At 64.5% G+C, this 25,783-nt stretch carries 19 protein-coding genes; 7 read left to right on the top strand and 12 right to left on the bottom strand.

Features of this window, described 5'->3' with window-relative positions; translation table 11 throughout:
* Nucleotides 1-7: 7 nt before the first annotated feature.
* The 7 genes from ACNQVK_RS01385 to ACNQVK_RS01355 all read left to right on the top strand — a co-directional run bounded on the left by ACNQVK_RS01385 (nucleotide 8) and on the right by ACNQVK_RS01355 (nucleotide 5,311).
* The gene (locus ACNQVK_RS01385; protein ID WP_418028310.1) at nucleotides 8-1,093 is read left to right on the top strand and encodes a PPE domain-containing protein; all 1,086 of its coding nucleotides are present in this window, start codon (nucleotides 8-10) and stop codon (nucleotides 1,091-1,093) included.
* The gene (locus tag ACNQVK_RS01380; protein WP_418028309.1) at nucleotides 1,090-1,902 is read left to right on the top strand and encodes an ESX secretion-associated protein EspG; all 813 of its coding nucleotides are present in this window, start codon (nucleotides 1,090-1,092) and stop codon (nucleotides 1,900-1,902) included. The genes ACNQVK_RS01385 and ACNQVK_RS01380 overlap by 4 nt, the downstream gene beginning before the upstream one ends.
* A 75-nt stretch (nucleotides 1,903-1,977) precedes the next feature.
* A complete protein-coding gene (locus ACNQVK_RS01375; RefSeq protein ID WP_418028308.1) occupies nucleotides 1,978-2,253 on the top strand; it encodes a hypothetical protein in 276 nt (91 codons plus the stop codon).
* Between the two features lie 15 nt (nucleotides 2,254-2,268).
* A complete protein-coding gene (locus ACNQVK_RS01370; protein WP_418028307.1) occupies nucleotides 2,269-2,559 on the top strand; it encodes a hypothetical protein in 291 nt (96 codons plus the stop codon).
* Nucleotides 2,560-2,669: 110 nt separating this feature from the next.
* Complete coding sequence (locus ACNQVK_RS01365) at nucleotides 2,670-3,170, top strand: hypothetical protein (RefSeq protein ID WP_418028306.1); 501 nt, start codon at nucleotides 2,670-2,672, stop codon at nucleotides 3,168-3,170.
* 12 nt (nucleotides 3,171-3,182) lie between these two features.
* Nucleotides 3,183-4,523: a hypothetical protein gene (locus tag ACNQVK_RS01360; RefSeq protein WP_418028305.1), complete on the top strand. Its 1,341-nt coding sequence runs from the start codon at nucleotides 3,183-3,185 to the stop codon at nucleotides 4,521-4,523.
* Entirely contained in the window at nucleotides 4,520-5,311 is a 792-nt protein-coding gene (locus ACNQVK_RS01355; RefSeq protein ID WP_418028304.1) for a hypothetical protein, read from the top strand. The genes ACNQVK_RS01360 and ACNQVK_RS01355 overlap by 4 nt, the downstream gene beginning before the upstream one ends.
* Nucleotides 5,312-5,327: 16 nt before the next feature.
* Here ACNQVK_RS01355 and ACNQVK_RS01350 read toward each other — a convergent pair whose 3' ends face one another.
* The 12 genes from ACNQVK_RS01350 to eccCa all read right to left on the bottom strand — a co-directional run bounded on the left by ACNQVK_RS01350 (nucleotide 5,328) and on the right by eccCa (nucleotide 25,766).
* The gene (locus ACNQVK_RS01350; RefSeq protein ID WP_418028303.1) at nucleotides 5,328-6,722 is read right to left on the bottom strand and encodes a hypothetical protein; all 1,395 of its coding nucleotides are present in this window, start codon (nucleotides 6,720-6,722) and stop codon (nucleotides 5,328-5,330) included.
* 9 nt (nucleotides 6,723-6,731) lie between these two features.
* A complete protein-coding gene (locus ACNQVK_RS01345; protein WP_418028302.1) occupies nucleotides 6,732-7,169 on the bottom strand; it encodes a hypothetical protein in 438 nt (145 codons plus the stop codon).
* Nucleotides 7,170-7,204: 35 nt separating this feature from the next.
* A complete protein-coding gene (locus ACNQVK_RS01340) occupies nucleotides 7,205-7,732 on the bottom strand; it encodes a hypothetical protein (RefSeq protein ID WP_418028301.1) in 528 nt (175 codons plus the stop codon).
* Nucleotides 7,733-7,745: 13 nt separating this feature from the next.
* A complete protein-coding gene (locus ACNQVK_RS01335; protein ID WP_418028300.1) occupies nucleotides 7,746-9,155 on the bottom strand; it encodes a hypothetical protein in 1,410 nt (469 codons plus the stop codon).
* Nucleotides 9,156-9,301: 146 nt separating this feature from the next.
* On the bottom strand, nucleotides 9,302-9,655 hold the full coding sequence (locus ACNQVK_RS01330; protein ID WP_418028299.1) for a DUF6086 family protein: 354 nt from the start codon (nucleotides 9,653-9,655) through the stop codon (nucleotides 9,302-9,304).
* Nucleotides 9,652-13,971, bottom strand: a complete 4,320-nt coding sequence (locus ACNQVK_RS01325; RefSeq protein ID WP_418028298.1) for a hypothetical protein — start codon at nucleotides 13,969-13,971, stop codon at nucleotides 9,652-9,654. Before ACNQVK_RS01325 ends, ACNQVK_RS01330 begins: the two co-directional genes overlap by 4 nt.
* Nucleotides 13,972-14,071: 100 nt before the next feature.
* Nucleotides 14,072-14,356: a hypothetical protein gene (locus tag ACNQVK_RS01320; RefSeq protein ID WP_418028297.1), complete on the bottom strand. Its 285-nt coding sequence runs from the start codon at nucleotides 14,354-14,356 to the stop codon at nucleotides 14,072-14,074.
* Between the two features lie 46 nt (nucleotides 14,357-14,402).
* The gene (locus ACNQVK_RS01315) at nucleotides 14,403-14,963 is read right to left on the bottom strand and encodes a YbaB/EbfC family nucleoid-associated protein (protein WP_418028296.1); all 561 of its coding nucleotides are present in this window, start codon (nucleotides 14,961-14,963) and stop codon (nucleotides 14,403-14,405) included.
* Between the two features lie 431 nt (nucleotides 14,964-15,394).
* Nucleotides 15,395-18,418: a MinD/ParA family ATP-binding protein gene (locus ACNQVK_RS01310; protein WP_418028295.1), complete on the bottom strand. Its 3,024-nt coding sequence runs from the start codon at nucleotides 18,416-18,418 to the stop codon at nucleotides 15,395-15,397.
* 423 nt (nucleotides 18,419-18,841) lie between these two features.
* The gene (gene mycP / locus ACNQVK_RS01305; RefSeq protein WP_418028294.1) at nucleotides 18,842-20,215 is read right to left on the bottom strand and encodes a type VII secretion-associated serine protease mycosin; all 1,374 of its coding nucleotides are present in this window, start codon (nucleotides 20,213-20,215) and stop codon (nucleotides 18,842-18,844) included.
* Nucleotides 20,215-21,732, bottom strand: coding sequence for a type VII secretion integral membrane protein EccD (gene eccD, locus ACNQVK_RS01300; protein ID WP_418028293.1), 1,518 nt, complete (start codon nucleotides 21,730-21,732; stop codon nucleotides 20,215-20,217). The genes mycP and eccD overlap by 1 nt, the downstream gene beginning before the upstream one ends.
* Complete coding sequence (gene eccCa, locus ACNQVK_RS01295; RefSeq protein WP_418028292.1) at nucleotides 21,729-25,766, bottom strand: type VII secretion protein EccCa; 4,038 nt, start codon at nucleotides 25,764-25,766, stop codon at nucleotides 21,729-21,731. Before eccCa ends, eccD begins: the two co-directional genes overlap by 4 nt.
* Nucleotides 25,767-25,783: the final 17 nt, after the last annotated feature.

The following is a 25,783-nucleotide window of genomic DNA, read 5'->3' as shown; positions in this document are numbered from 1 at the left end:
TTGAACCATGGGCTTTACCAACGTCTCATGGGAATCGCGCAGCACAGAACAGCTCGCGCGAGACCTGACCGACGGACCCGGTCCCACCTCGGTCGGGCAGGCGGGGGCCGAATGGGTCCGAGTCGCAAACGAGCTAGCCAGTGTCTCCGCTGATTTCGACAAGATCATCGACCGGGTAAGGGCATCGTCGGCAAGCCAGGGCTCCGACGCCGCCATCCGCAGACTCGAAGAATTCGGCAAATGGCTACAAGCCATCAGCCTCAGCGCCGCGGCCAACGGTCAACGCGCAGAGCAGGCCGCGGTCGCCAACACCGTGGCGATCATGGCGATGCCCACCGTGTCAGAGGCCATCGAAGCCAAAGCCTCACACGACATGATGGCGTCACTGGCGGCCTACAACGGAGCGATCCTCAACGGCACTTTCGCCGAATTCGACGATGCCGCAACAGCTGATCAGGCCAACGCCGCCGGCGTGATGCAGCAATACGAAGAGGCCTGCACTGAGTTGGCCGCTCCGTGGGAACAGCCGCTGCCCCCCGATGTGGCCAACGGCGACGCGCTCAAGGCCGAGAGGGACGCCAAGGCGGCCGAGGAAGCCAGCCGCGGCGGGGGAGGCGGCGCTGGTGGTGCCGGCGGGGTACCTGCTGCGCCCTTGGCGCCATTTCGCACCAACATGCCCGGATCCACCAACGAACCCAAGAACCTGCAGAAGGTCGCCAGCACCGGCGCAGCCGGCGGCCAGGGGATGGGCGGCGGATACGGGCCGATGGCGGGCGCACACGGACGCGGCGACAACACCCGCGAGCACGAATCATCGGTCCCGGCCGCGGCACTGGCCGGCGGTGGGGAAGCCGGGGCAGGACTGTCCGACAACGGCGGGTCATGGCTTCCGGCAACACAAACCAGCGATGCACCGTTCACCGTGTCCAACGTCAGCTGGGGCCCGAACACATCGGTCTTCGATGAGTTGGCCGTACCCGCAGCACCCGAACCGCCCAGCTACGCAACCGACCCGCAAGGCAACCTCGAGCAGATATCCGACGAATGGGTCGCGCCTCCGGTAATCGGTGCCGACAGAGGCCGGACGCTATGACAGCCTCGCTGCAGAAGCCGTTCCTGCTCACCGACAACGAACTCATGGCTGCCGCAGCGCGAGTCGGGGTGCACAGCTTCCCCACGGTATTGGCCGTGCGGCCACGGCAATCGACGCTCGACCGCGTCAGCCAGGCTCTCGGGGACGCCACCCAGGCACTGTCGGCGCGCGAGCTGATCATCGACGGCGTCGTCGACGCGGATCTCGTGGCAATCCTGGCAGCGCTGCAACGCCCAGATCGAGAACTGGCCATGCGGATGGTGACCCCTGAGGGCATGGCGAGGATCTGCGTGGTCCGCCGCGGCGAAATGTGTGTTCTGGCCCGCCGGATTGGCCATGAGATCACGTTGAAGATCGTGGGACATTCCACCGAACTTCGAGACGCGGCGGCAGCGCTTCTGACCGAACTACCGAGCGCCAACGCCGCCGACGTGACACCGGTCGGAGCGCCACTTGCCGAGGTAACCGAATACCTCTCGGGCACACACGATCCCGGCATCCTCGCCGACCGCATCCGCGCGCTGGGCGCAGAACCGCGCGCGGCGATGCTGCTCGGATCGGCACTGGCCTCGCGGCAGGCCTTCGCCGAGATCGTCTACTACGAGCTCGATCGCCATGAGGATCGGATTATGCGCACCCCCGCGGCGGTGGGGATCTTCTACACCAGACGCGGCCGGATCGTCGGCGCCCCAAGCGCCTCCCCGGCCGGCCAGTTATGGACGACCTTGAAAGCTGGTTCTGACCACGCCATTGGCCAGGCAGTTGCCCAGCTGGTGGAGCTTGCCGACGAGGGATGGGGGGACCTCTAGGGGGAAATGGATTCGGGCCGCAGGCATATAAGCAATGACGAACGACAGATCACGACCAGAAAGTGAGCAATACGAATGACGACGCCAGTTCACCTTTCGCAGGCGGATGCCGCCGCGAAGATCCAGCAGATCGAGTCCTCGCGCGACCAGGCCGTTTCGAAGCTGGGCCAGATCGCGGACGCCCAGGAGCAGATGCTGCGCTCCTCCTGGCACGGTGACTCGGCCGCGAGCTACGAGCAGGTCTCGCAGGCGCAGCGCGAAGAGTTCGAGAAGCTGATCGCCACGCTCAACACGGTTGTCGACAAGGGCTCCGAGCACATCCGCGCGGTTGCCAACATGGACCAGGGTTAAGAGAGGTAGGAAACAATGGCTGCTGACGGAATTCTCTACGATTTCGGCGCCAACGCCGGCCACCTGGAGGACATCACCGGAATGGCCAACGCCATTCAGGAAGTCCGCCAGGACATCGGGCAGATCTTCCAGGCGCTGGGGGAGGTCTACACCGGTGACGGTGCCACCGCCCTCAACACCGCGCACCACGAAGTCGACAACATGCTCGACGAGGCGCTCAACACTGTGGTGGTCACGCAGAAGCAGGCCCAGGACCAGCAGGACGCCATGCAGGCGATGGACAGGGCGAACGCAGCCGCGTTCTGACCGAGTCGACGGTAGGTGCCGGGCGCTGCCGCAGGCCCGGCGCCTACTGCCATTTGCAAGGAAACCCGAGCGACGTCACGTTGACCGGGTGCTCGGTATGAGGAGTCAAGTTGTCACTAGATGATCAGATCAACGAACTGAAAGCCACCAATTTCGCTGGAGGCGGCACGTTCAAGATCTCGCAGGAGGCTGCCCAGCAGCTGTACAACGCGATCAGTTACTACCGGGACGCCCTGACGTCGATCAAGAACTCAGTCAACGGCAAACTCGTGACGCCCTGGCAGGCTGTCGGATCGCTCGACTCTGCGAACACAGTCAAGACGGTGCTGGCTACCGATCAACCGCAAGCTCTGATCGACACCATCGACAAGTACCTCACCTATCTTGACGAGTACGAGACAGCGATCAAAGGCGCATACAAGAGCTTGCACGGAGTGGACATGCAGTTCGCGCCCCCACCTCCCGCGGGAGCTGTTCCGCCGCTGACGACTACGGATGTGACCCCTGAAGGGATGGCCCGCAGCCTGGCGTTTACGCAGTACGGCGACTTCCTCGCGGGCCCGCAGCTGTTGCCTCCGGGCGTCAACCCGCTCGGGCTTCCCATTCCGTAAGCACTAACGACTATGGGGCCCCAACCATCGTTCAATCAGGACGACATTCACCCGCCGAACTACGACATGCTCGGTTCTGTCGGCCAGCAAAACAACAAGTTCGGCAGGTTCTTCCGTAAAGACCCTGGGATGGAAGACTTCTCGGGAACCGACTACCTCGACATGTACGAGAAGTTCAAGGACGCGGCCGCAGCTGTCGCGCCCGGCGTAGCGGAGAACTGGCAGAGTATCAGCCAAGAACTCGCGCGTGTGTCCTACGAATTCGCCTACCGCGCAGCCATGGTGCGCGGATGGGAAGGCAAAGCCGCCGACGCGGCATCGGCCAACCGGATCAAATCGCAGCAGGCAATTCTGGCGGCGCTGGGCGCTACGCGGTACATGAACTCAGAAGTCAGCGTATTCAGACAGACAATCGAAGCCGTTGGCAGCGCTCTGCGCGACAACCGCGAGAACTACCGACTCGAAGTGGAAGAGAACAAGGACACCGAAAGCAAGAACCGCAACTACCAGGTGTATGCGCAGACGACTCGAAACCTGATGAGTCAGTCCTATGCGCCCCCGGTCCGGGCGGTCTCTGACGCGGTCCCCACTCTCGATATGTCCAAGCCCGATGTCGGCACTCCGCCCCCGGGACCCGGTACAGCCGGGCCCAACCCTGGTGGTGGAATGCCGCCGGGCACGCTGTCCCCCAGTGGATCTGGCTCACCCGTTATGCCGACCTCGACCGGTCTGAACCTGCCCAAAAAGACAGACCAGCCAGCGGGCCCGGCGAACACTCAGAACCCAGGCAACCAGGCCTCCAACGCTGCCAATCAGGCCACGCAGGGCGCATCGTCGGCTGCAAAGGGCGCCACCGATGCAGCCAAGAGCGCCACAGATGCGGCGAAGAACGCTGCTCAGCAGGCCGCCAAGAGCATGCTCGATAACCTCACCAAAGCAACTGGACTCCCCGAGGGTGTTCTGGGCCTTGGTCCCAAGGGACTCAACGCGGCTTTGAACAAAGCCGGCGGTGGCGGCGCGGGTGGGGGCGCGGGGCCCCGTGAACTCGCAGCGAGCAAGCCCTCTCCGCAGATCGCTTCGGCCACCAAGGCGACCGGGACACCGACGACGGCCGCCCGCGCAGGCCTCAGCGGGGCCTCAGGAGGCAGCGGTGGGGGCTCCGGAGCCCCCACCGCGGGCCACCGCGGCGGTGGTGACGATAAAATCTACAAGGGCAGCAAGGCATTGCGTCGTCAGCAGCACGGTGAAGAGATCGTCGGGGAGGCCGAGGCTGTCATCCCGGTGGTTGGCGCCAAGCCCGCTGACAACGATGGGAATCCCTCAGGAGAGAAAGCCGGCGGGCCCGGTAAGTGAGTCGACCCAAGATGCGGCGGGTCGGTGACATCGACCCGCTCGATCTCAGGATCCTGTTCGAGTCTCGTGGCCTCGAATTCATGCCCTACCCGATCGCGCTCTACGGAACGCGCACGCTGGGCTCGGCCGAGAAGTACGAGGCGCATGCGGCAGCCGTTGGGACTCGATTCGCCGAAGGGGACCTCGCCGTCTTTCGTTCGTGCTTCGACATCATCTGGTCAGAGCCAGACATTCGGGTGGAGTACTACGCGCACAACGTCGATGCCGACGTCCCTGTTCATCGCGTCGCGTTCTTCCGCAAAGGTCAGCAAGGGTGCCTGCTGCGCCAGCTGGGCGCAGACGATCGTGTGGAGGTCGGCACACTGTCGGCCTTCGATATCGGTGCTGCAATCGCGGCGATGGCACCTGCACCGAAGCCAGGGACGCATCCGGCCGTCACCATCGAGGGCTACACCGACAGCGGCGACGAGGTCGCGGCCCCCGGCGGATCGGAACCCGCTGTACGACACCGAGTGTCATCCAGCAGTGGTCTACCGCATATTGCCGCCGACGAGATTGAAGGATTCGGCAGCGTGCAGAGCGACTGGCGTCCCGCCCGAGAGTGGGGCCGAGATCCCGACAAAGAGCTCATCCGATGGGTGTACACCAAGCGCGGCGCCTACCTGCTCGCCCGCGACGACAAGACGGCCGCGCCTATGACCTCCGCGGCGCTACTCACCCGTGTCGATAAGTCCATAGCAGCCGACGCTGCGAGTCTGCGCAACGCTCGGGGAACGCAGGTGCACTGAGTTCGGCTGCACCACTCTAGTTTGTGGCTACACCGTTGAGCTGGGTGTCAACAGCCTGAACGAGTGAGGTGTTGACCTTGGCGACTCCGCCCTCGGGTCCCTGAGTCCACAGGTTGCTGCAGTCGGACGTGTCGGTGGCGTTGACGCTCACGTGACCGCTGTCGTCGCTGGTGGCAGACAGGATGGTCTTGCCGTCCGAGGCGATGTAACCGCGCAGGTTCAGGTCGGTGCATGTTCGCAGGATGGACCCGGTGGCGAGATCAACTTGCTTCCAGGGGTTCTCTTTCGCGGTGTTCTCGATGCCGACGGTGTCCGACACATACATCTTGTCGCCGATGATGACGACCTGGGCTTTACCGGGGTCGCCTTGCGAGGGGATCTGGGTGATCTTCTTGCCAGTGGCATCGAACACCACCCAGCTGGCTTTGTCGGGGTCTTTCGGATCGCGGATGTCGACGACCAGCAACTCGCCATGCATAGTCATGGGCTGGACGGCGAACTGTCGGCCAATCGTAAAGTACGACATCTCTTTTCCGGATTCGTCGTAGAACGTGATGCGGCCGTCGGGATCGTCGGTGGTACGCGACGGGATGGCATAGCCGCCGCTGTACAGCCATGGCCGGGCCTTGAGATTGTCGACAACGAGCGCGCCATCGCTCGGTCGATAGACGAAGAATGGTCCGTCGTTCATCCCTTGGCCAACGACCAGCCGCTGCACGGGCACATCATGCGACCACATGCTGTCATCGCTGGCCAGGCCGGTGCCGGGAACAAACCAGGACTTCTGTCCCTTGTCGCCGATGCCGTACCAGCCGGTGCCGAAAACTGCTGCTACGGGATAGTCGCCGACCTTGTAGACGTACTTGCCGTCAGCGTTGGGCCCGATGTCGGTAGGGCCTGTGTAGGTGAGCTTGCCGGTGTGGCTGTCGATGACCCATGCCCATGGTTGTGAGTCGGCGACGGCGGGGTCCTCGCGGCCCAGGCAGGTCAGCATATCGGGGCCGTTGATATAGCATCCGCCGACGCTACCGGTGAGCTCGACGGGGTTGAACAGCACGTCGCCGGTACGGGCATCGAACGAGTACACCCAGGATCGTCCCGGTGCCGGCTTGGTCGGATCCAGCGTGTCAGGGTAGGCCATCGCGAAGGCCCGGTCGCCGATGTTGCCCGGAATGAGGCCTTGCTTGAGGTTGGGCTCCGCGATGAGGTCGGCGAGTGTGATCACCCACGACGGCTGCGGGGGTGACGTCGGAATGTTCACGAGCAGCTCTGGCGGTGTGCCAATTGAGGATTCGTCCTGCTGCTGGCTGTCGCTGCGGGTGAACTTCCACACCGCGAAACCAGCGAGACCTGTGACGACCAACGCGACAGCCGCGATTACGGCCACCAGAACCGCACGAGATTTAGCCACCAAGTTCTCCTACTGCAGGGTCGGCGGCGCAGTGATATCGCACAGCCGCAACTCATCGTCTTCGACAGCAAAGTGGAACACCTTGGCGGTGTCGCTGCCGCCGGGCCAGAAGAAAAACACCATCATCGACCAATGCGAGGGGTCGTTCTCGATGAACTCGCTGAACCCGAGAATCTCAATCGGCGTCTCGGGCTTGCCGACCCGAGCCAGCCGCTGCGCCTCGGGCGAATCGGCGCGAGAACCCTTGCACGCCAACGCCATCATGTTGGCCCGATGACCCGCGCGGACTTCTTGGGCCCACAGCCGGGCAGTGCTTTGTGCGGTGAGTTCTGCTTGCTGCTGCGGCATCGACGTCGCCGCGGCGATCGGTTTGAGTGAGACCCGATCGTGAGTGGCGCTGAACGCCGCAGCCGCCGTCACGGCCGCCGCGCCCCCCACCGCGGCCACAGCGGGCCACAGATTCCTTGACAGCTTCGGCATTACTAGGTGCCCCCGCACAGCTTCAGTTGCCCATCCTCGTTGACCAGTACGTAGGTCTCGCCGAAGACGTTGTTGGCAGCAGCCGCAGCGTGCTCACGCCCCTTATCGGTCAGTCCGATGTCGCGGTGCATGATGTCGATCTGTGCGCCGTTGCGGGTCTTGGCGTACCGAAAGAAGCCGTCGATGTGCGTGTGGCGTTCGACGCCGTAACCGTTGGGATCAGTGATGTACTCGTTGAAGTCCCGCGCGATGGTTCCCGTCGGGTCTGAACAGGTAAGGCGCCGCACAGTATCGACGTCTCCCTTCTCAGCAGCCTCGATCCAGTCAGTGACAATCTGCTGCACCTGCAGCTGCTCGGCTGATGGACGCGGCGTCTCGGTCAGCCCAGCACGCGGAGCTGGCCACAGCGACACCGCCAAGACCGCAGCAGCGGCGACGAAACACACGCCGGCGACTGACCACAGCGCACCTCGCAGGACGCGTCGGTCCTTCGGCGACGGGGCCGACGCCGCGGAATCCGCGGTGCTCACAAGCTGTGGCCGATCATGCGCACAGGCCTGCCAGTGACAGTTGATTGTTGGCCGCACCGATATCCGCGTCGGCGCCTGCCAGCACCGCGGCGAGGTCATGGCGGGTGACCGCGCGCGCCGCGGCGGCGGCCATGAGCTTGGCGACCTGATCGCGCAGCCCCGGGCCGACCTCTTGCACGACCGCGGCGATCGCTTCCTCGTCGGTCCAGATCGCAGGCAGCGGGTCATCGAGCTCGTTGAAAGTGTTTGTCGCACCGCGGTACCACTGTCCGTCCTGCCACCAGTAGCAAAACGAGAGGGCGCCACGTTCGTATCGATTGTTCAAGACAGTGTCGTTCACCCACTCGGGGGCGCCGGTATAGAGAGCTGGAAGCGAACCTCCACCGTTGTAGGCGGCATCGAGCAGGGGTGAGTTCCACAGTCCGCCGGACAGGACGGCGCGGTCGCGGGGCAGCACACACAGCTTCGCGCCGCTTCCCTCACCATTCTCAAACGACGCGACGGCCGGTTCGATCCACGCACCGGTAGAGCGGTGCAACCCCGCACGGATCGCCGCAATCACCGCCCAGCGGCTCCACGCTTCATCCAGCGCAACGATGTCCTCCGTTGCCACCCCGGAAATCCCGGCGTCCGCATCTGCACGGCTCTGCGCGATCGCCTGATCGGGAGTGCGGCCCTGGGCCTCTGCGCCCACGATGTACCCGGCAAGCCAGACCGGGACCCGAGGCCGAGGCAAAGCCTCGATATCCGCACGGTAATCCTCGGGCCTGAACAACTGATCCCGCGGGAAAGGCTCATCCCCGTAGTCGTACTGCTCGTTGACCTGTCCGCTGTTGTCGACCGACAGTCGCAACCGCCACCAAGGACCGGCCGACATCCGCGCAGCGACGGCCCGGTGCTCGCGCACCAAATCCATGATCTCCACGGGAACCGGTGTAGGGACGGCAAGTTCGTGCTGGAAGAACTCCAATTGCGCAACCTCAGCCGGCCCGGCGATCGCGAACACAGCGGTGAACTGCTCCCAGTTCGGCGGCCCGAGCACCGCGAGCTCCTGGACGATGGGTTCGATGAATCGCGCTGCCTCGGCGGCGAGTAGTTGATCGCTGGCCGGCGCAGCGTCCGCTGGGTCGGCCACCTCCGTGACCGATGCAATACCGGCGGCGGCCAAACTGGCAGGCTCGACCGACTCGTCGAGCGCCAGTTCAGCGTGGTCGACGTAGGCGACCGTGCGGTCGTCACCGACCGCGTGCACTCTCAGAGTCAAGGTCGAGTTGGGAGTGTCATCGAGAATGACGACGTGAGTGGTGCCTTTGGGCAGGTCCACCGGCATACCGGCGTCGTCGGTAGGCAGATCGGTGAGCAGCACGGCAACCCGGCCCGCCAGGCCGGCCTGGTCATAGCGAATCGGAACCAACTCGGGCATTCAGAATCCTCGGATCGTCAAGTGCGGCAACAGCCAGCAGTCCCCATCATCTCGCGAAACTGTTGTTGCAGAAGAGTTTAACGACGCGACACCCCCCGACTGGGCGTCGCGAACAGCGAAGTGCGATTGCGTCTGAATGCTCACGTTCACCTCGCCATGGACAGGGCGCGTGCACCGCCGAGGAACTCAGCTTCTTCCGCCGTATCGGCCGACAACGGGCGCCCAATGCGGTCCAAGATGACCACCGATGGCGCAAGAACCGACTCCAGCATTGCACGACCAATATGGTGAGTGCTCCCGAAAGTCTCCTCAAACAGTTTCCGTACGAACACCTCGAAAACATCAGGATCAATTTCGTAATAGTCCGATGCCATGGCGCTCAGCCCCGTCGGGACGCCGAGGAGATCGCCGACCTGAGTAACAAATCGGACGTACAGTTCACCCACTCGTAGGGCGGGACTCCACACTGTGTCGTCGCCGACGTCGAAGATGAAACTCATGATGGCCAATCTATCAGAATCGTGATGTCGGGATGCTTGTCGCGCAAGGCGGATGCGGCGCTTTCAACCGCTGCTTTGAACCCCGGATCGACGCCAGGCGTGGTGAACCTGACTCCGATAGGCGCATTCTCATATCCTGTTATGTATTGCTGCGCTTCAATGTATTTCTCCATCTTGTTGACGAATTGTTTCTGCACCCACTTTTCGGTATTGGCCGCAGATGTCGCTGACTTCTCCTCCCACAGGACGCCATTCTCTATCCGATCAATATCGGTTATCGTCCTGCTGAGATCATCAGGCTTATCGATTTGTACTTCCGTAGCACCCTCTGAGACGTGATACTTTCCGTCACTACCCAACGTCGGCCGCGCGGGATCGGTGAACGTCACATCGCGGCCATCGCCAGACGCGGCAGCTGAAGCATCATCGTTCGGATCTGGAGCTGGGGCATCGTCGTCGAGTTCGCTGCGAACCGCGCCCGCTGCGCTGCTGGGCGGAGGACTGGCACCGGAATGCTCGTTGTGCGGTGTGCCGCCAGGGGCCGCCGGTACCACCGGTGGCAGCGGCGGCGGATTGTGCGGATCGAGCCCTAGTTTCTCGTTAACCGAAGGCCGACTGGTCATTGACTTCTCGATGATCCGCTCGTAGGCCTTCTCCGGAGACACATTGTTGTCGGAATACTTCTCGACAACCTGTGCCCACGTATAGTTCTTGTCCCCGGCGTTGAGGACCGCCGCGGCCTCCCGATCGGACATCAATTCCCGTGCCCAGGAACGCAGTTCGTTGCGCGTCTCGAACATGGTCCGAGCGCGGGTCTCCAGATCAACCCCGCGGGCAAGCATGTCCTCGTGAAGCGCGGCCATCCGCTGCTCGCCGGTGATATAGACGATGCGCGTCTGATCGACATCCAGCGTCGCCGGTCGATACTCGGGAAGTCCGAGGGCGTGGGAAACGTGATCCGGCGAATACAGTGACCCGAGTTCGGCCACACCCTGTGTCGACGCATCCGGACCGCCGGCCTCACCACCGCGGTGATCTCCGTCCGCAGCGGTGTGCGGCGGCGAACCGCCATCGCGGTGATCGCCGTCCAAGGACGTGCGCGGGGGAGTGCCAGCACCTCCGCCGCGGGGATCTCCGTCGGTGGGCGGGCGCGGCGGAGCAGACCGGCCGCCGTCATCGTCCCCGGACCGCCAGCGCGGTTCGAAACCGTGACGCTCAACAGAGTAGTCACGACCCGAACCGCCTGGGTCCAGTCGCAATGGCCTGCCCGCCGCGGGCTCTTCTGTGCGCAGCCCGGGCCGCCAGCGAGGCCCATCGGCCTGGGTGCGGTGATGCTCGAAGTCCAGACGCTCCGGATGCCCCGACGCGATCCGACCGAAGTTCGCCAACGATTCGGTGCGCACCCCAGGATGGGTGCCCGAGGGCGCCTCAACGTAGTGGTAGTAGGCGGTATGCGTGCCCACGGTCCCAGCTGGAGTGCTCATGTGGGCCGGGAATTCAGAGGTAATCCGTTGTCCGCCCCAGGTATCCATCGCAGGGTCGCGACCCAACCCGAAGCGGCCCATAAACCGGCCCCCGGTGTCGCGACCGCCGATGGTGGTGACCCAGTCCCGCGACGAGGAGGCGACGAATACGTTCTCCCGACCGATGTTGAAACCATCGGCAGTGCGGTGCGGGCCCGCACCCGGCGATCCCAGCAGGGTCACCGTTGAGATCTGATCGTGCAGACGCCCGCCCGCGCCCGCGTAACTGGTCGTCGTCGATCCGTAGGAATGGCCAAAGATGTGGTTGTTGCGGAAATGGGTGCCATCACCGGCATGCAGGTCCCGGGCGAGATTGAACGCCGAGATATCACCGTGCAGGATGTCGCCGCCGACACGTGCCAGGCCGTGGCCGGCGACCCGCCAACTGCCCAGACCGCTTGGCGCGTCGTAGCCTATCCAGGCGATCGACGACGCCGAAATCCCTGGATGCTCTTGACGTGTCGACTGCAGATGGTTGAACGCGTTGTTCATGTTGGTGGCGAGTTTGTCGATGGTGGTCGTCAAGCCAGGAACATGCCAAGACACCGATTGCGCCTTGTACGGGTTGTCACCAAACGCCACGATGGCCCGGCCGTCACCCTTGAAGGCGTGCGGGTCCAACGCCAAAATGTAGGGACCACCGACGCCGGCGTCTTGGGCCTTTCGCTCGCCCTCCCGGATAGCCCTCTCCAGCTCATCGAGCCGATTGAGGTACTTCTGCTCGCCGCGGGTGAGCCGCTCACCGTTATCCTGCCGAGCACGCAAGGCATCACGCTCGCTGGTGAGCGTGTGGGAGTTGGCCTCGTGGCGCGCCCCGGGCGGGATCCCTTCAGCGTTGCCGATGTGGCGTGGATAGGTGTCGATCAGCGCCCGCTGCTCTTCGCCGCTGAGCTGATGCCACCAGTCGGAGTTGTCGTGTGCGCGCGCGATCGCCTGATCGCGAGAACCGTGGGGTGCGCGCAGCCCCTCGGGCTCGACCGGGGGTATTCGACGGGACAAGGCGTCGTCGGCCAGCGCGCGTGCGTGTGCCTCGTCGCTGTGCCGCGCGACGTCTTGCCACCGATCAGCGGGGTGGCGCGGCTCGTTATGCGACAGGTCGTTGCCGGTGTGATCCGTATCGGTCCGGTGCCCATCCGTCGACTGGTCGTGATCTCCAGGCTTCGCTGCGTGCTGCGGATCTGGCGAGTCGGGTTTGGTTCCGGGGTGACCGTTGTTGTCGGCGGCGTTCTTCGTCGGTTCCGCGCCGGGCTCAGGCGCGGCGTGACGACCCGACGTCGGTTCGGTGGGCTTGCCCTGGTTCGGGGGCTCGCCGCCCGGGTGGGCGTTGTTACCGCTGGATTTGTTTGGCTCGGCGGCGGATTCGGGTGCGGCATGCCGGCCTGTGGTGGGCTCCCCGGCAGCATGGGCGGGGCTCGACTGCGTCGCGGCTACCGGTGTCGGGCGCGCTGCGGCAGACTCGGCCACCCGTGTGGCGGGCTCACCCATCGCACCGGGGTGCGCGGGCGTCGTCGAGGACAGTCCTGCACGAGCAGACGACGGTGTTGCCTGGTTCGGCGTCGTCGACGCCGGCGTGGACGATTCCACTCGGCCAGGTGCCGCAGCTGCGCCCGAGTCGACGCCCCGCGCGGGCGCAGTGGCGGCGGGGGCTGTGGAGTTGGCTCCGCTTGTTGAATGACCCGGCGTTGTCTGCGATGCCGCTGTGGTTGCCGAACTTGACTCTGGGACAGTCGAAGTCGCGGACTTATCGGCGATCGCAGTGCCCCGGTCATGGCCTCCGACGCTATTGGAGGCGGCAGGTTCAGTGCGAACGCCGTGCTGTGACGTTGCCCCTGCATCGCCACCGAGCTTGAGGGTGGAACTTTCGACCGTCGCCGCGACTGGCTTGCCGGACTGCCCGGATGGTCCGCGTGCCGCACTGGGGAAGCCGCCGTCAAGCGCGCCGTACACCAATCCGGACATCGTCGCATCGCTGAAGTTCACATGGCCAGTGAGCGCGGCCTGCGCGGCAACCGAACCGCCAGTGTTCCCAACGAAACTCGCGGCAGAGATGCTCACGCGGTTGCCGAGGGGTGAGCCTGCGTCAAAAGCCTTTGCGCCGTGGAAAAATGGGAAGGCAACCGCACCCGCGATTGCTCCGCCCGCCATATCGTTGAACAGTGAAGTGGTATTGAAGTCGCGGCGATGCCCCTGCGCGAACTGGAAGCCTTGGATGCCGGCGTTGAGGCCAGCGGAGATAACCGTGTTGATGAGCGCGCCCTGCAGGGCACGCAGGACCAGCTGCGTGGCGATCTTGCTTGCGCCAGCTTCGATGACCTTCGCCACGGCGGCGCGGATGATGCTGGCGACAACCGCCTCTGTGGCAGCCACAGCTGCGGCACCCTCGACTGGTGCACCCCAGTTCCACCAGGCCGAGGCGATCAGAAATGCCAGAGTCGCAGCAAGAATCGCGAGATTCGCGATAAACATCTCTTTCGCGAACTCAATTTCGGTGCCAGTTTTGTCGACAGCCTCGCTGAGCCCTTTGAGCTGGTTGATGAGGACATCGATCGAACCGTCTCCGGAGACGAGCGTCTCAAACTCGCTCTTCATCGCGGCGTGGGCTTGGCCTTCCGCGAAGCCTGCCAACGTGTTTCGTGTCGCAGCCTCAATGACCGACTTCTGAGACTCGAGAAGGTCGGCGAACTCTTTCCAGCGTTGAGCCTGTTCCCAGGTTTTGTCCTCATCCCCTTCGGGGAAAGGCTCACCGATGAGATCGCCGACCCATTTCAGCCAGCCCGGGAGCCCAATGCTCACCGCGCCCGGCCTTCGTCAATGGCAATCGCGATCGAGCACGCGGCCCTGCGACCCCAGGGGGCCGGCCAGGCGAGCACGATCAACTTAGCCGCAGGCGCAATCAAGCCTTATCCGTGCGGACAACGCCGTCGGCGGCCTGTTTGAGGACCGGCACGTAGCTGTTGACCTTCTCAGCGAAGTTCTTGACGTTCGTGATCGCGGCCGTGCGCGAAGGGTCGAACTGGGAGTCGAAGCCGGACCCGATCTTGTCGTGCGACCAGGGATCGTCCGAGGCGAGCTCGGACTGAACGTCGGAAGCCAACTTGGCCAGCGTCGCGCCCAGTTGTTCGAATTGCCCGATCCCTGTGCGGGCGAGGCCGTCGTGGTACTCCAAGTTATCGCTCATCGTGCTCCCTCACGGATTTCTCTGCCATCGTTGCCTGCTCGGCCCCTCACGCACGCAGCGTGAAGTCGTCATCCCACTCATCGGGCCCGTCGGGGACAGCACTACGGCGCCCCGGGTTCCCTTTCTGCCCTGCCGGCTCGGTATCGGCGGGTAGCGCGGTCGCCAGTTGTTGTCGTTCCTTGGACCCGGGCGGGGAGGTTGGCACCGTCGGCTGAACAGCGCGCAGTTCCTCGATATCGGCCAGGTTGGGCAGGGCGTTGGGCGCCAACTCGACCAGTCTCTGCCTCAGTTCGGCCTGGAATGCTTCTGTCTTCTGCCGCATCTTGTTCGCTGCGGCCTGGGCGGCTTCGACGATCGCAGCGCTGACCGATTCCGCGGTCGCAGAGCGAAATTCTGTCTCGTCCACCTCGGCTTGGATCACGAGGCCTTGAGCGTTCACCCAGACACGTACGAGATCGTCCTTCGACCACGCATCGACCACCTCTAAAGCGAGGCGCTGCGATGAACCAGCAACGCTCTGCTGGAACTTCTGCACGTTCGAGAGCAGCTCATCCAGATTGAAAGCATCATCGTGTGAGCTTTGGAGACGATCCCCATCGTCGCGCACAAGTCCCCCCTTTTCGGCGAGTGCGGCAAACCCTACCGAAACACCCAGCTATCCGTGCCGTCAGCGCCTGAAACAGGAGCGTACCGAATTGCACCGGGCGGCGATACACGCAGCCGCCACGCGAGCTCAGCCGACATGCGCACGCCAAATGAGGTCGCTGCACACCGTCGCGGCCATCGCCGAACTACAGGCGATGGACCTCGGACAGGAGGCGCGCAATGCCCTAGACCGCGTCCGCGATGTCATTTCGTTGGCGGGTCAACGATGAGACCTGTGTTCGGCAGCCAAAACCTACTCTGGGCGAGTCTCAGGACTGCCTTGATCAGGCAGCGCTGAAATCCTCCGTCGGCGTCGTTTGACACATTGGCCGCGAATCGGCGCGTATTGGCCCCGCCCACAGATCCAAGTCAGCACGAGGCGCGGCTTAGCTGTCAGCGTCCGTCGTAGGAGGCCCGCAGGTGGGAAAACTTCTCAGATACCGCCCCAGCGAGTTCGATATAGGCCTGCACTGTCGCCGGCTTGAGCATCGTGAAGTCCATATCAGCGCCCTCGGCCAGGTGCGGGTCGAACGGAACCATATGGATGGACCGGCAGCGTGCTTCGAAATGCTCGTAGACCTTGTCCAGTCGCAGACCCGCCGCGCCCGGGCGTGACGCACTGAGCACGACGTGCGCATCGCGAACGAGCCCGGAGTGTCCGTGCTGCATCAACCAATCCAAGGTCGCTGAGGCACTGCGTGCTGCGTCGATGGCCGGTGAACTGACCAGGACGATGGCGTGGGCAAGATCGAGTACGCCGGCCATCGCCGAGTGCATGATGCCGGTGCCGCAGTCGGTCAGGATGATGTTGTAGTAGTGCCGAAGAATGTCGATCGTGTGCCGGTAGTCGGCTTCCCGGAACACTTCGGCGATCGCGGGGTCCTGCTCGCTGGCCAGGATCTCCAGTCGGCTCGTCGCCATCCGGGTGTGGCTGCGGACATCGCCGTAGCGCCTGATGTGGGGATCTCGCAGCAGATCGCGAACTGTTGAACGGGTGGATTGATCGCGCACACGCTCAGCCAAGGTGCCACGGTCGGGGTTGGCGTCGACGGCGATCACACGGTCGGTGCGTGCCATGGCCAATGCTGACCCCAGACCCAACGTCGTGGTTGTCTTGCCGACGCCGCCCTTGATGGACAGCACGGCGATCCGGAAGTCACCCGTTATCGGCTGGCGGATCTGGGCGAGCAGTTCCTCCATCTGGCGGTTCTTGCGTGAATCGCCCGGGTTGATTCGGCCGGCCGTTGCAGTGTGCAGGGTGCGGCGCCAGCCAGATAGCGGTGCCTGCCGAGACCGCTTGAGGACCTCGGCATCGTCGATCGGTGTTGTCATGCGGTACGGCTGTGGTCGCCCGAAATCAGGCGGCGGCCCGCCCTGCGGCGGAGCAGGCGGTCTGGGGGAGTGCGGTGGCTGCTGAGGAGCACCAGCGCCGGCGTCACGGTTTTCGAACGCCGGGGGCGGGGGTTGCGGTGCCCACTGACCGGGCGGCGGCGGGGGTGGCCATCCGCCAGGCGGGGGTGGCGGCAGCAACGGCGCATTGAGAGGCGGCGGCGGCCAGTGTGGCGGTGGCGGTGGGACGTTGCCCCACCCTGGGGGCGGAAGCTGGGAAACAGGGCCGGTCGGTTGCTGAGGCGCTACCGGACCCGCCGCATCCCCCTGTGGCGCCGATGATCCAGAAGGAAGCGCGGTGTCCGCAGAGGGAGGCAAATTCTGCTCGGACCCGGCATCCGCACGAGCTGATTCAACGTGCTGCATCGGGTCGTAGCTCTGGATGTCGCTTTGATGGTCGGGCTCCCGCGATTTGCGGGGAGATTCGCGAACGACCTGACGGCCCGTGTGATCGAGCTTGGAATCGAATTCGCGGCTCATCGCAGCGCTGGGAACTTGCCACGGTGGCAATGTCCGCCGTCGGTCGGAGCGTTTGGGCCCAAGGGGAGCTGCGTCACCTGCCTCATCGGGCACCCAGTCGGAGGCACTCTGCTCTGTGGGGTCCTGTGTACCCCCCTCGTTGGTCGGGTCGGGCCGGGCAGGACTGGCCTCAGGCTGGCCAATCGCCGAAGTGTCGGCAGCGAAGATGTCCGCGAGCTCGTCGTGCCCGCCGTCACCTGTCGCCCGGTTCCCGTCGGGGAAACCCTCGCCGCCATCAAACGGAGGCTGCGAAGGATGCTCGTCCGATGGCGCCGTAGAAGAACTCGAGGCTGAGTCCGGAGAAGGTTCGAAAGGCAGCTCTGCTGCAGCCGACAGCGACTGCTGCCGCAACGCAAGAAGCTGGGCCGCCCTATCCTCGACGTCGTCATGCTCAACGGGCGCGGCGTCTTCTTCAGACCGCGGCGTTTCAGCAGGCAACCAATGCTGGGGCGTCAGATCCTGCGCCTCTGGTAATTCTCCCCCGGCCGCCGCGGCGTCACCTTCCTGCTCATCAACCGGCAAGCCAGCATCGGCGTTGACATCGAAGAAAGCGTCGTCCGGACCGGATGGGCCGGGTTCCGGCGCGCGCTCGGGTTCGACGGTGGACTCAATCTCGCTCTGCTGCGCGGCCCGCCGCGCGGCCATCATCGCCAACAGTTGCTCTGCGCGAGCATCGACGTCGTCGGGTTCTAGATCCTCTTCGACCGCGGTGCTCTCAGCAGTGTCGTGGACCTCGGGCACTGCACCGATCACCGGGTCCGAAGTCGGCACAGATCCGGCTTCCGCATCGCTGCCAGCCCCCTGCTGGTCTGACTCACTAGCCGACGTCGTCGGATCGAACCCACCGGGAGCAGCAATATCGGATCCGGCATCCATGGTGGGCGAAGGATCCGATGAATGGTGCCGTCCACGGCTGAATTGATCGTTGCGAGAAGCATCAAGATCGGACCAACTGGGCAACAGCTCATCACCAGCAGCGGGCGCGATCGGTACCTCAACGTCATGCTCGAAAGTTGGCAGGGCACTCGACTCGGCGTCGGGAGAAACAGACTCGACCAGCAGGTCGGGGTTGACGTCTGAGGTGGTGTCGATGTCCTCATCGGGGGAACCGACACTCGTCTCGGGGACCGGGGTGTCCAGGTATGACGGGCTGAAGCTCGACCCGCCTATGACCCCCGAAGCGGACTCGTCGATGGTGCCGTCGGGCGTTGCCGGCCCGCCGGGCAATCCCGCTGCCTCTGCAGACCGCACCCCGGCATCCTCACCGCCGCCACGTTCATCGCTGGCACTGGTGCTGGTTGACCACTCTGGCGGATCAACGTGATCCCGGGAATGACGGGGCACGCCGTGATCGACTGCTTCCTGCTCGGCGTCATCGCGCTGCAGGTCTGGGGGAGCCGCCCGCCAGCGGGGCGTGGCATCGGGCTCGGGATAGGCCGCACCCAAATCGGCGTCCTCAGCCTGTTCAGAACGGAGGCGACGTTCAATTGCGGGCAGCCGACTTGTCACACGCACACGCTTGATGACATCGGGAGGCATCGGCTCTGCAGCGTGCGACGGAGGTGTCGGCGCCGCAGCCTGCTCAGGCTCAGCCGGCGATTTGCTGCGGCGCGAACGACGACGCTCCGCGCTTTCAGCTTGTTCCCCGGCCAGCCACGGAGGAGGTGTGGGACCGCCTCGTTCCGCCGCCGGCGGCTCGTGCTCGGCCAAATCCCCCTCGTTCCCTCGAAAAGCTTCTCCCGCGATTCTACGAGTCTTCACTACACCGCAGACCTACCTGCCTGCCATCTGCCCGCCGTACAACGCTTAGCCAGCGACGCGTGGCCGGTGTGCGAATGTTGCTGGCGCTGGACGGCCGGGCCACACACAGGTGACGACAACGTCGATTACGGCCGAAGTCAGAGCCGTAACGCTTGGCCTGCGCGTTCGGCTCTAACGCGGTTTAGTCCTCCCGGGTCGTGTGACTACCGCGATGGCTATCGCCGCCACCGCGATACACAAGCCCAGAACCCCGAGCACGATGTTGCGGCCCAAAACGCTGGCCGGATCGGCGTGCGGTGGCCCCGCGATCGGATGTCCAGTGTCAGGATCGGGCATCTCATCAGCGGGGGGCACCTCAAACGTCAGGGCGGCAATCGGATTGACCACGCCATAACCGGTCGCCAGGTTGGGCCCGTACTCCGGTGTTTTAGCGGTGCGCTTGAGGCGCGCAATGACCTCGCCCGCCGACATCCACGGAAAACGTGATCGCACCAACGCGACGACACCGGAGACGAACGGCGTGGCGAAACTCGTGCCGTTGATCGGCGCCAGCCCTCGGTCTCCTTCGAAGGCATTGATCAACCCGGGACCGGCCGAGCTCAACGAGGTGATCTTCTCTCCAGGTGCAGCGATCCCAACCCACGGCCCCCGCAGACTGAAATCCGCCGGATCAGACTCGGGCGTAACGGCACCAACGCTCAAGACGTAGTCCTGAAACCACGCCGGACTGGCAATCGTGCGCACAGATTTCCACGCATCCGACAACGGCAAATTGGGGTCGCGGATCTCGTTTTGAACGCCACACAGGCCCTGTTTACCGAAGTTGCCGGCCGCGGCGACCACCACAACGTTGCGTTCGAATGCGTAGCGCACCGCTTGGCCCAGCTCTGCATCATCGATACCCGCCCCCACCGGGGCGCAGGCGACCTCGGACAGGTTGATCACCGTGGCTCCCATTTCGACGGCCCGAACCACCGCACGTGCCAGCGTCTGCGTACTGCCGTAGCCGACGGCCACGGAGTTGGGGTCGTTTTGAGCACGGTGCGATCCGCGCACCGAGTAGATGGTGCTGTTCTGCCGGATGGACAAGATGGCGGCATCGGGTGCAACCCCGGCGAACCCATCGTCAGGGCTAGGCGCTGCAGCGATCAGACCAGCGACCAACGTACCGTGCGCATCGCAGTCCACCAGACCGTCCGACGAGGAAACGAAATCGCCGCCGCCCTCCAGATTATGCAGGCGCGGATGCCGAGCCACCCCCGTGTCGATGACCGCCACTTTCTGGCCGGCTCCTGTGGAGAACTTCCAGGCGCCGCGGAAGTTCAGCATCGCATCGGCACTGGTCTGCAGGCTGAAGTCGGTGCCGGGAAATACCGAACCGGTGGGACACAGCGCCGTAGGTTCGGTGGCATCGGGGGCTCCGCCGGCGCTGCTGGGCGGCGGTCCGGGCGGGACCACCGGGGGATCGATGGCCCCGGCGCTGGGAGCTGTAGCGATCGCTGCAACACACAGCACCGTGGCCAGCAATGCTGGCGCCCGTCGCATCAAGCGCCCATCCGCCCGTATACCCCGACCACCCACAGCGCCAGAGGGAACAGTGCCACCGAGACCGAATAGTCCAGATACGCCAGCACCGTCGCAGTCCGGCCCGGCTGCACATCGGCATCCGCCCCGGACGGCTGCACCATCCCCACCACCGCGAAGGCCACCGCGAAGGCCAACAGAACCCCAAGTCCCACCAGCGGGATCGGTTGGTGAGCCGCCTGCGCGGCCCAACCGGTGAACGCCAACAGCGCAATCGCCGGCGCAGCCAGGCCGGCACGCTCGAACGCAGTGTCGGGACGACGGGTGAACAGACCCAGCGTCGCCGCACACGCCAGCGCAAAGACCAGCGTCGACCACTGCACCGTGCCGTGGGATCGCAACACCACCGCACCTCCCAGGGCCGCCGATGTCGCCAGGCCCGCATACAGCGCAGACCGGGTCAGAGTCGCTGACCGGACCCGCTCCCACACCCCCTCTGCGGTGGGCGCCGACTCGTCAGGGCCCTGCGTGTCACCGTCGTCGACGATCGGCGGCGCCGCGGACTTCTTTACGAAAGGGTTCTCGAACAGCGGCTCCTCGCGCTCAGGCTCGGCAGCCGATTCCGCACGCTTGGAATAGGCCAGCGGAGCTGTCAGCCGCGGCACCGTCAGGCACCCGAAAACACCGACCAGAGCCAGTCCGGCGCCGACCATGTCCGAGCGCACCCCGACCTGGTGAACGACCAACGCCACAGCACAGAGCCCGAAAAACACACCGCCATACAGATATCCCCAGTGCCCGGTGCCCACCGCTCGGTACAGCGCGAACATCGCGACGACCAGTCCCGCGCAGCCCGTAGCCAGGACATAGCCTCCGGCGCCGGAGGTCAAAGCCCAGACCACCCCTGCACTGATGGGGATCGCCGCCCACCCAAGGGCCGCGCCGGCCGCTGAATGGCCGTGGGAGCGGTGGACTAAAGCCGCTACCCCCACAAGAGCAAGCGCAACGACGGTCGAAATCCCCACCAGCGCAATCCAATGAGCTTTGAACGCCGGGCTGATCAGCAAGTACAGCAGCGCCAGCGCCGCCAACTGCACTCCGCCAAACGCCATCCACTTCGCCGCAGCGCCATCCCATCCCGCGAACGAGGCCTTGTTGAGCCGAGCCGCAGCATCGACCACATCGTCATAGAGCGTCGGCGCGGAAAGTGCCCGCTCATCGAAAAGCCGAAGCAGCCCACCGTTGGTCACACCCGCTTCTCGAAGCGTCATGTCCGAGGGCAGCGGGTCCTCGGAATCCGGGTGCGCCAGCGCCCAGTAATTGCGCTGCGCATCCTTGCTGGCGGCTTCGTCGGAACGGCCGCCCGGCTTGCCGCGCGACTGAACCAAACGGACAAGCTCGGGAATGGCGTCGGCGACAGTCACATCGAGGGGCAGTGAGATATCGAGCTGCGTGCGACCGCCGAGCACCGACAGTCGCACATTCTCAGGTGCGGCAGAAACCACCCGCACCTGGATGAGTTCACGGACTCCGGTCACAGCTCAGGCATCTTCGAAAGCTGGATAACGTCGCTCTTGACGGTCCGCGAAATCAGCATGCCACGCCCCGCCGGCATCGGCGCAGGCTTGTAGCCGAACAACGCTCCCTCGTCTTTCGTGCCGTTCATCACCAGACCATGGCACGACAGGTCCCTGAGCCGGCCCAGGATCGGATCCATCAGTGCCCGACCAGCACCACCGATCCGGCGCGCCACAATCACCCGTAGACCGATATCGCGTGCCTGCGGCAAGAACTCGACCAACGGCGACATGGGATGGTTCAGCGCGCCGCTGGAGATCAGGTCGTAGTCGTCGATCAACAGATACAGGTCGGGACCAGTCCACCACGATCGTTCCTTGAGCTGCTGCTGTGTGACATCGCTGGGCGGCAGGCGGTCGCGCAGTGTGTCCGCCAACGCCTTCATCAGTTCGCCGCAAGACTGGCCGGCGGTGGCGTAACCGCCGATGTACTCGTTGTCCACGACGCCCAGCATCGTGCGCCGGAAGTCGACCAGGATGATCTTGGCCTCTTCGGGCGACGCATTCTCCATGACGCCCGCCGCGATGTTGCGCAGCAACCCAGTCTTGCCGCACTCGGCATCCCCGACGACCACCATGTGCGGCTGGGCATCGAAATCGAGAACCACTGGTGCCAGGTCAGATTCGCTGATACCGATCGCGACCTTGGTCTTGCCGAGCATCCCGTTGCGCCGGGCGAAATCAACCAGCTGGGTGCGGTCCAACTCGTGAGGCAGCATTCGCAGCCGAGGCGCCTGCCGGTCGCCGTAGAACTGCCGCACGGCTTGGCACGACTGGGCGACCCCGGCAGGCAGGTCCTCGACGTCGGAGCTGGAATCCAGCCGCGGCAAACCGATCAGGATGTGCAGTCGATCGGCGCTCATGCCGCGGCCGGGCCGACCAACCGGAACGAGCTCGGCGAACTTGCGGCCGACATCGCTATCGAAGGGATCACCCATTCGCAACTCGACGCGGGTGCCGAGCATGTCCTTGACGGCAGGGCGGATCTCCATCCAGCGCGACGCACTGATAGCGAGGTGAATGCCGTAGGACAGGCCCTGGATCGCGATCGCCTGCAAGGCCCCTTCCAGCATGTCGAAATCGGACTTGATGGTCGCCCAACCGTCCACGATCAGCACCACATCGCCGAACCGGTCCCGACTCAACGGATCTCGGGCAGCCTCCTGCGCCGGCAACGCAGCCAGCGCGGCTTTGCGTTGGCGGAAGTCGCGCATCGACTCGATGCCAAGGTCGCGGAAACGCAGCTCCCGTTCGCGCAGCAACCCGGTTACCTCAGCCACAGTGCGCCGGATCCGGTCTGCGTCCATGCGCCCGGCCACACTGCTGACGTGCGGCAGGTTCGACAAGCTGGCCAGCGTACCGCCACCGAAATCGAGGCAGAAGAACTGAATCTGCTCAGGAGTATGGGTCGCCGCAGCCGCCATCATGATCGTGCGCAGTGTCGTCGACTTACCCGATTGTGGGCCACCGACAACAGCCAGGTTTCCCTGAGCCCCAGACAAATCGAGCTTCATCACATCGCGGCGCTGGTCGTAGGGACGGTCCACCACGCCCACCGGCAGCCACAGACGGCCGTTGATGTTCTGCGGGTCATTCCACGTCGAATCGGGCAGCAGATCGTTGACCGCGGGGCTTTCCTCCAGCGGCGGCAGCCACACCTCGTGTGCTGGCCGGCCATGCCCACGCAGCCGGCCGACCACAACGTCAAGCAGCGTGGTCTTGGTCGGCGACATCGAAACAGGTGCCACCTCAACCGGCTCAGCCGCAGCAGGAGCCGGAGCCACCGGAACAGGATCCTTCTTGACCGGCGTCGCGGTGAACAACTTCGTCGGTGTCGCGGCCCCCAGACCGACAGCTCGGCCAGAGCGAGCCGACACGCGAGGCTTGACATACTCCCCGGACACATAACAGGTGTTGAAACGGATGGGTTCGTCCGCATCGCACTTGAGGAACGCCGATCCCGGCACGCTCGGCAGGTGGTAGGCATCCGGAACACCCAGCACGGTCCGGGATTCACCCGCAGAGAACGTCTTCAGACCGATCCGATACGACAGGTGCGAGTCCAGGCCACGCAGCTTGCCTTCCTCCAGCCGCTGGCTGGCCAACAACAAATGGATGTGCAGCGACCGACCCAGACGCCCGATCATCACGAAAAGCTCAGCGAAATCCGGCTTCTGCGACAACAATTCGGAGAACTCGTCGACCACAATGAACAAGGCAGGCAACGGATCCAGCTCGGCGCCGTTGGCCCGTGCCCGCTCATACTCAGTCACATTGGGGAAGTTCCCCGACGAGCGCAGCAACTCCTGACGGCGGTTCATCTCACCGGCCAACGCATCACGCATACGGTCGACCATCGTCAACTCGTCTTCAAGGTTGGTGATGATGGCCGCGATATGCGGTGCGCCGTCGAGCCCCAAGAACGTCGCGCCACCCTTGAAGTCGACCAAGACCAGGTTCAACGCCTCGGGGGAGTGCGAGGTGATCATCGCCAACACCAGAGTCCGCAAAAACTCCGACTTTCCCGATCCTGTTGCACCGATGCACAAACCGTGCGGGCCCATACCGTTTTCGGCGGACTCTTTGATGTCGAGCTCCAACGGCTGCCCCGACGGCGTGTAACCGATCGGCACCCGCAGCCGTTCACGCGGAGTGCGTTGACGCCACACATCTTCCGGGATGATGTCAGCGGCATCGGGGATCTTCAGCAGCGCCATCAGCCCCGGGTCTGTCGCCCGCGTCTCAGACTCCAAGTTGATGATGTGCGCAGCGTTGCCGGGCCGATATCGACCGAAACGCCGAGCAGTCGTCCTAGCGGCAGCCAAGGTCAGCTGATCGGGCGTGGCGAAGCGCTCCATACCCGTAGCCGTCTTGGCGCCGATATCGTTGGCTTCGACGACCAGCTGCAGACCCCGCCTGCGCGCCGCGGGCCCCTCTGGCGGGCCGTTGAGATCGAGCACCGTCACACTGTCCAAGCCGGCATCAGTGATCAACCGTTCATCACCGGTGACATAGCCGTCGTCGATGACGACGACCAACTGCTTGACGTCCGGTGTCGGGGCGGAGTTCTTGTTGAACCGGCCCCGATCGGAAAGCTCAGAGCCCAGCGAGCTTTCCAACAATTCCAGCGATGGGTAGAGCATCCGCATGGTGCCGCACCCATCGCGCGCCGAGGAATGCTGGGACTGCGGCAGCCACTTGACCCAACTCCAATTCTCGTTGTCCGGGTTGGCCGTCACGATGGCGATCTGAAGATGATCGGGCCCATGGAAGGCACACAACTCGAGCAGCATCGACCGGACCAGCTGCTGAACCAGCTTGCGGTCGCCTTCGAAGGTGATGGTCGGAAACGCGCGCAACGACACCGCAGTCGGTAGCGCATGCACGACGGAATGGGTCTTGACGAAACGGCGCAGGGCAACGGTGGACACCGGCTCCAGGTCCTCAGGCGGCCCAGTCTCCGGTGCCAGCAGTCGCGAGGCCAAACGATGGGTTCCCACGCCCACTCGAACGTGACAGAAGTCGGGGTCGGTAGGGCGACGTTCCCACATGCGGCGCGTGCCGGCGACCTGGCCCAGTGTGCGCGGGTCGGGGTGGCTCCATTCCAGCGCAGTGCGCTGAGCTTCCCCCGTGGTGTCCGCATCGTCGCGCAGATTCGCCAGGTAGCTGAAATAGTCCTTGCGTTCCTCGTTCAGCTCTGCCGCGGCCTTGCCGGACCGGCCGCCGCCACCGAGGAACATGCCGACCATCGACATCATCATCATCATCGGGAAGACCAGGAACATCGGGTTACGCGTCAAGTCCCGCCCACCCACGGTGACCATCAGCGCGATCATGCCGATGACCGCGACGATCATGACAAACGGCATCAGTTTGGTCAGTAGGTTGCCCGGGATGACCCGCGGCACCTCCGGGGGAGCCTGCAGGTTGACCTCACCCCCAGGCATGCGGGGCGGAGCGACGCGTAGTCGGCGGACGAACCCCTGCGTAGCCAAGCTACCTCCCACCCCGA

The organism is Mycobacterium sp. 134 (assembly GCF_048282715.1).
Taxonomy (GTDB): domain Bacteria; phylum Actinomycetota; class Actinomycetes; order Mycobacteriales; family Mycobacteriaceae; genus Mycobacterium; species Mycobacterium septicum.
Note: the sequence above shows the minus strand (reverse complement) of the source record. Positions and strands in the feature narration are given on the sequence as shown.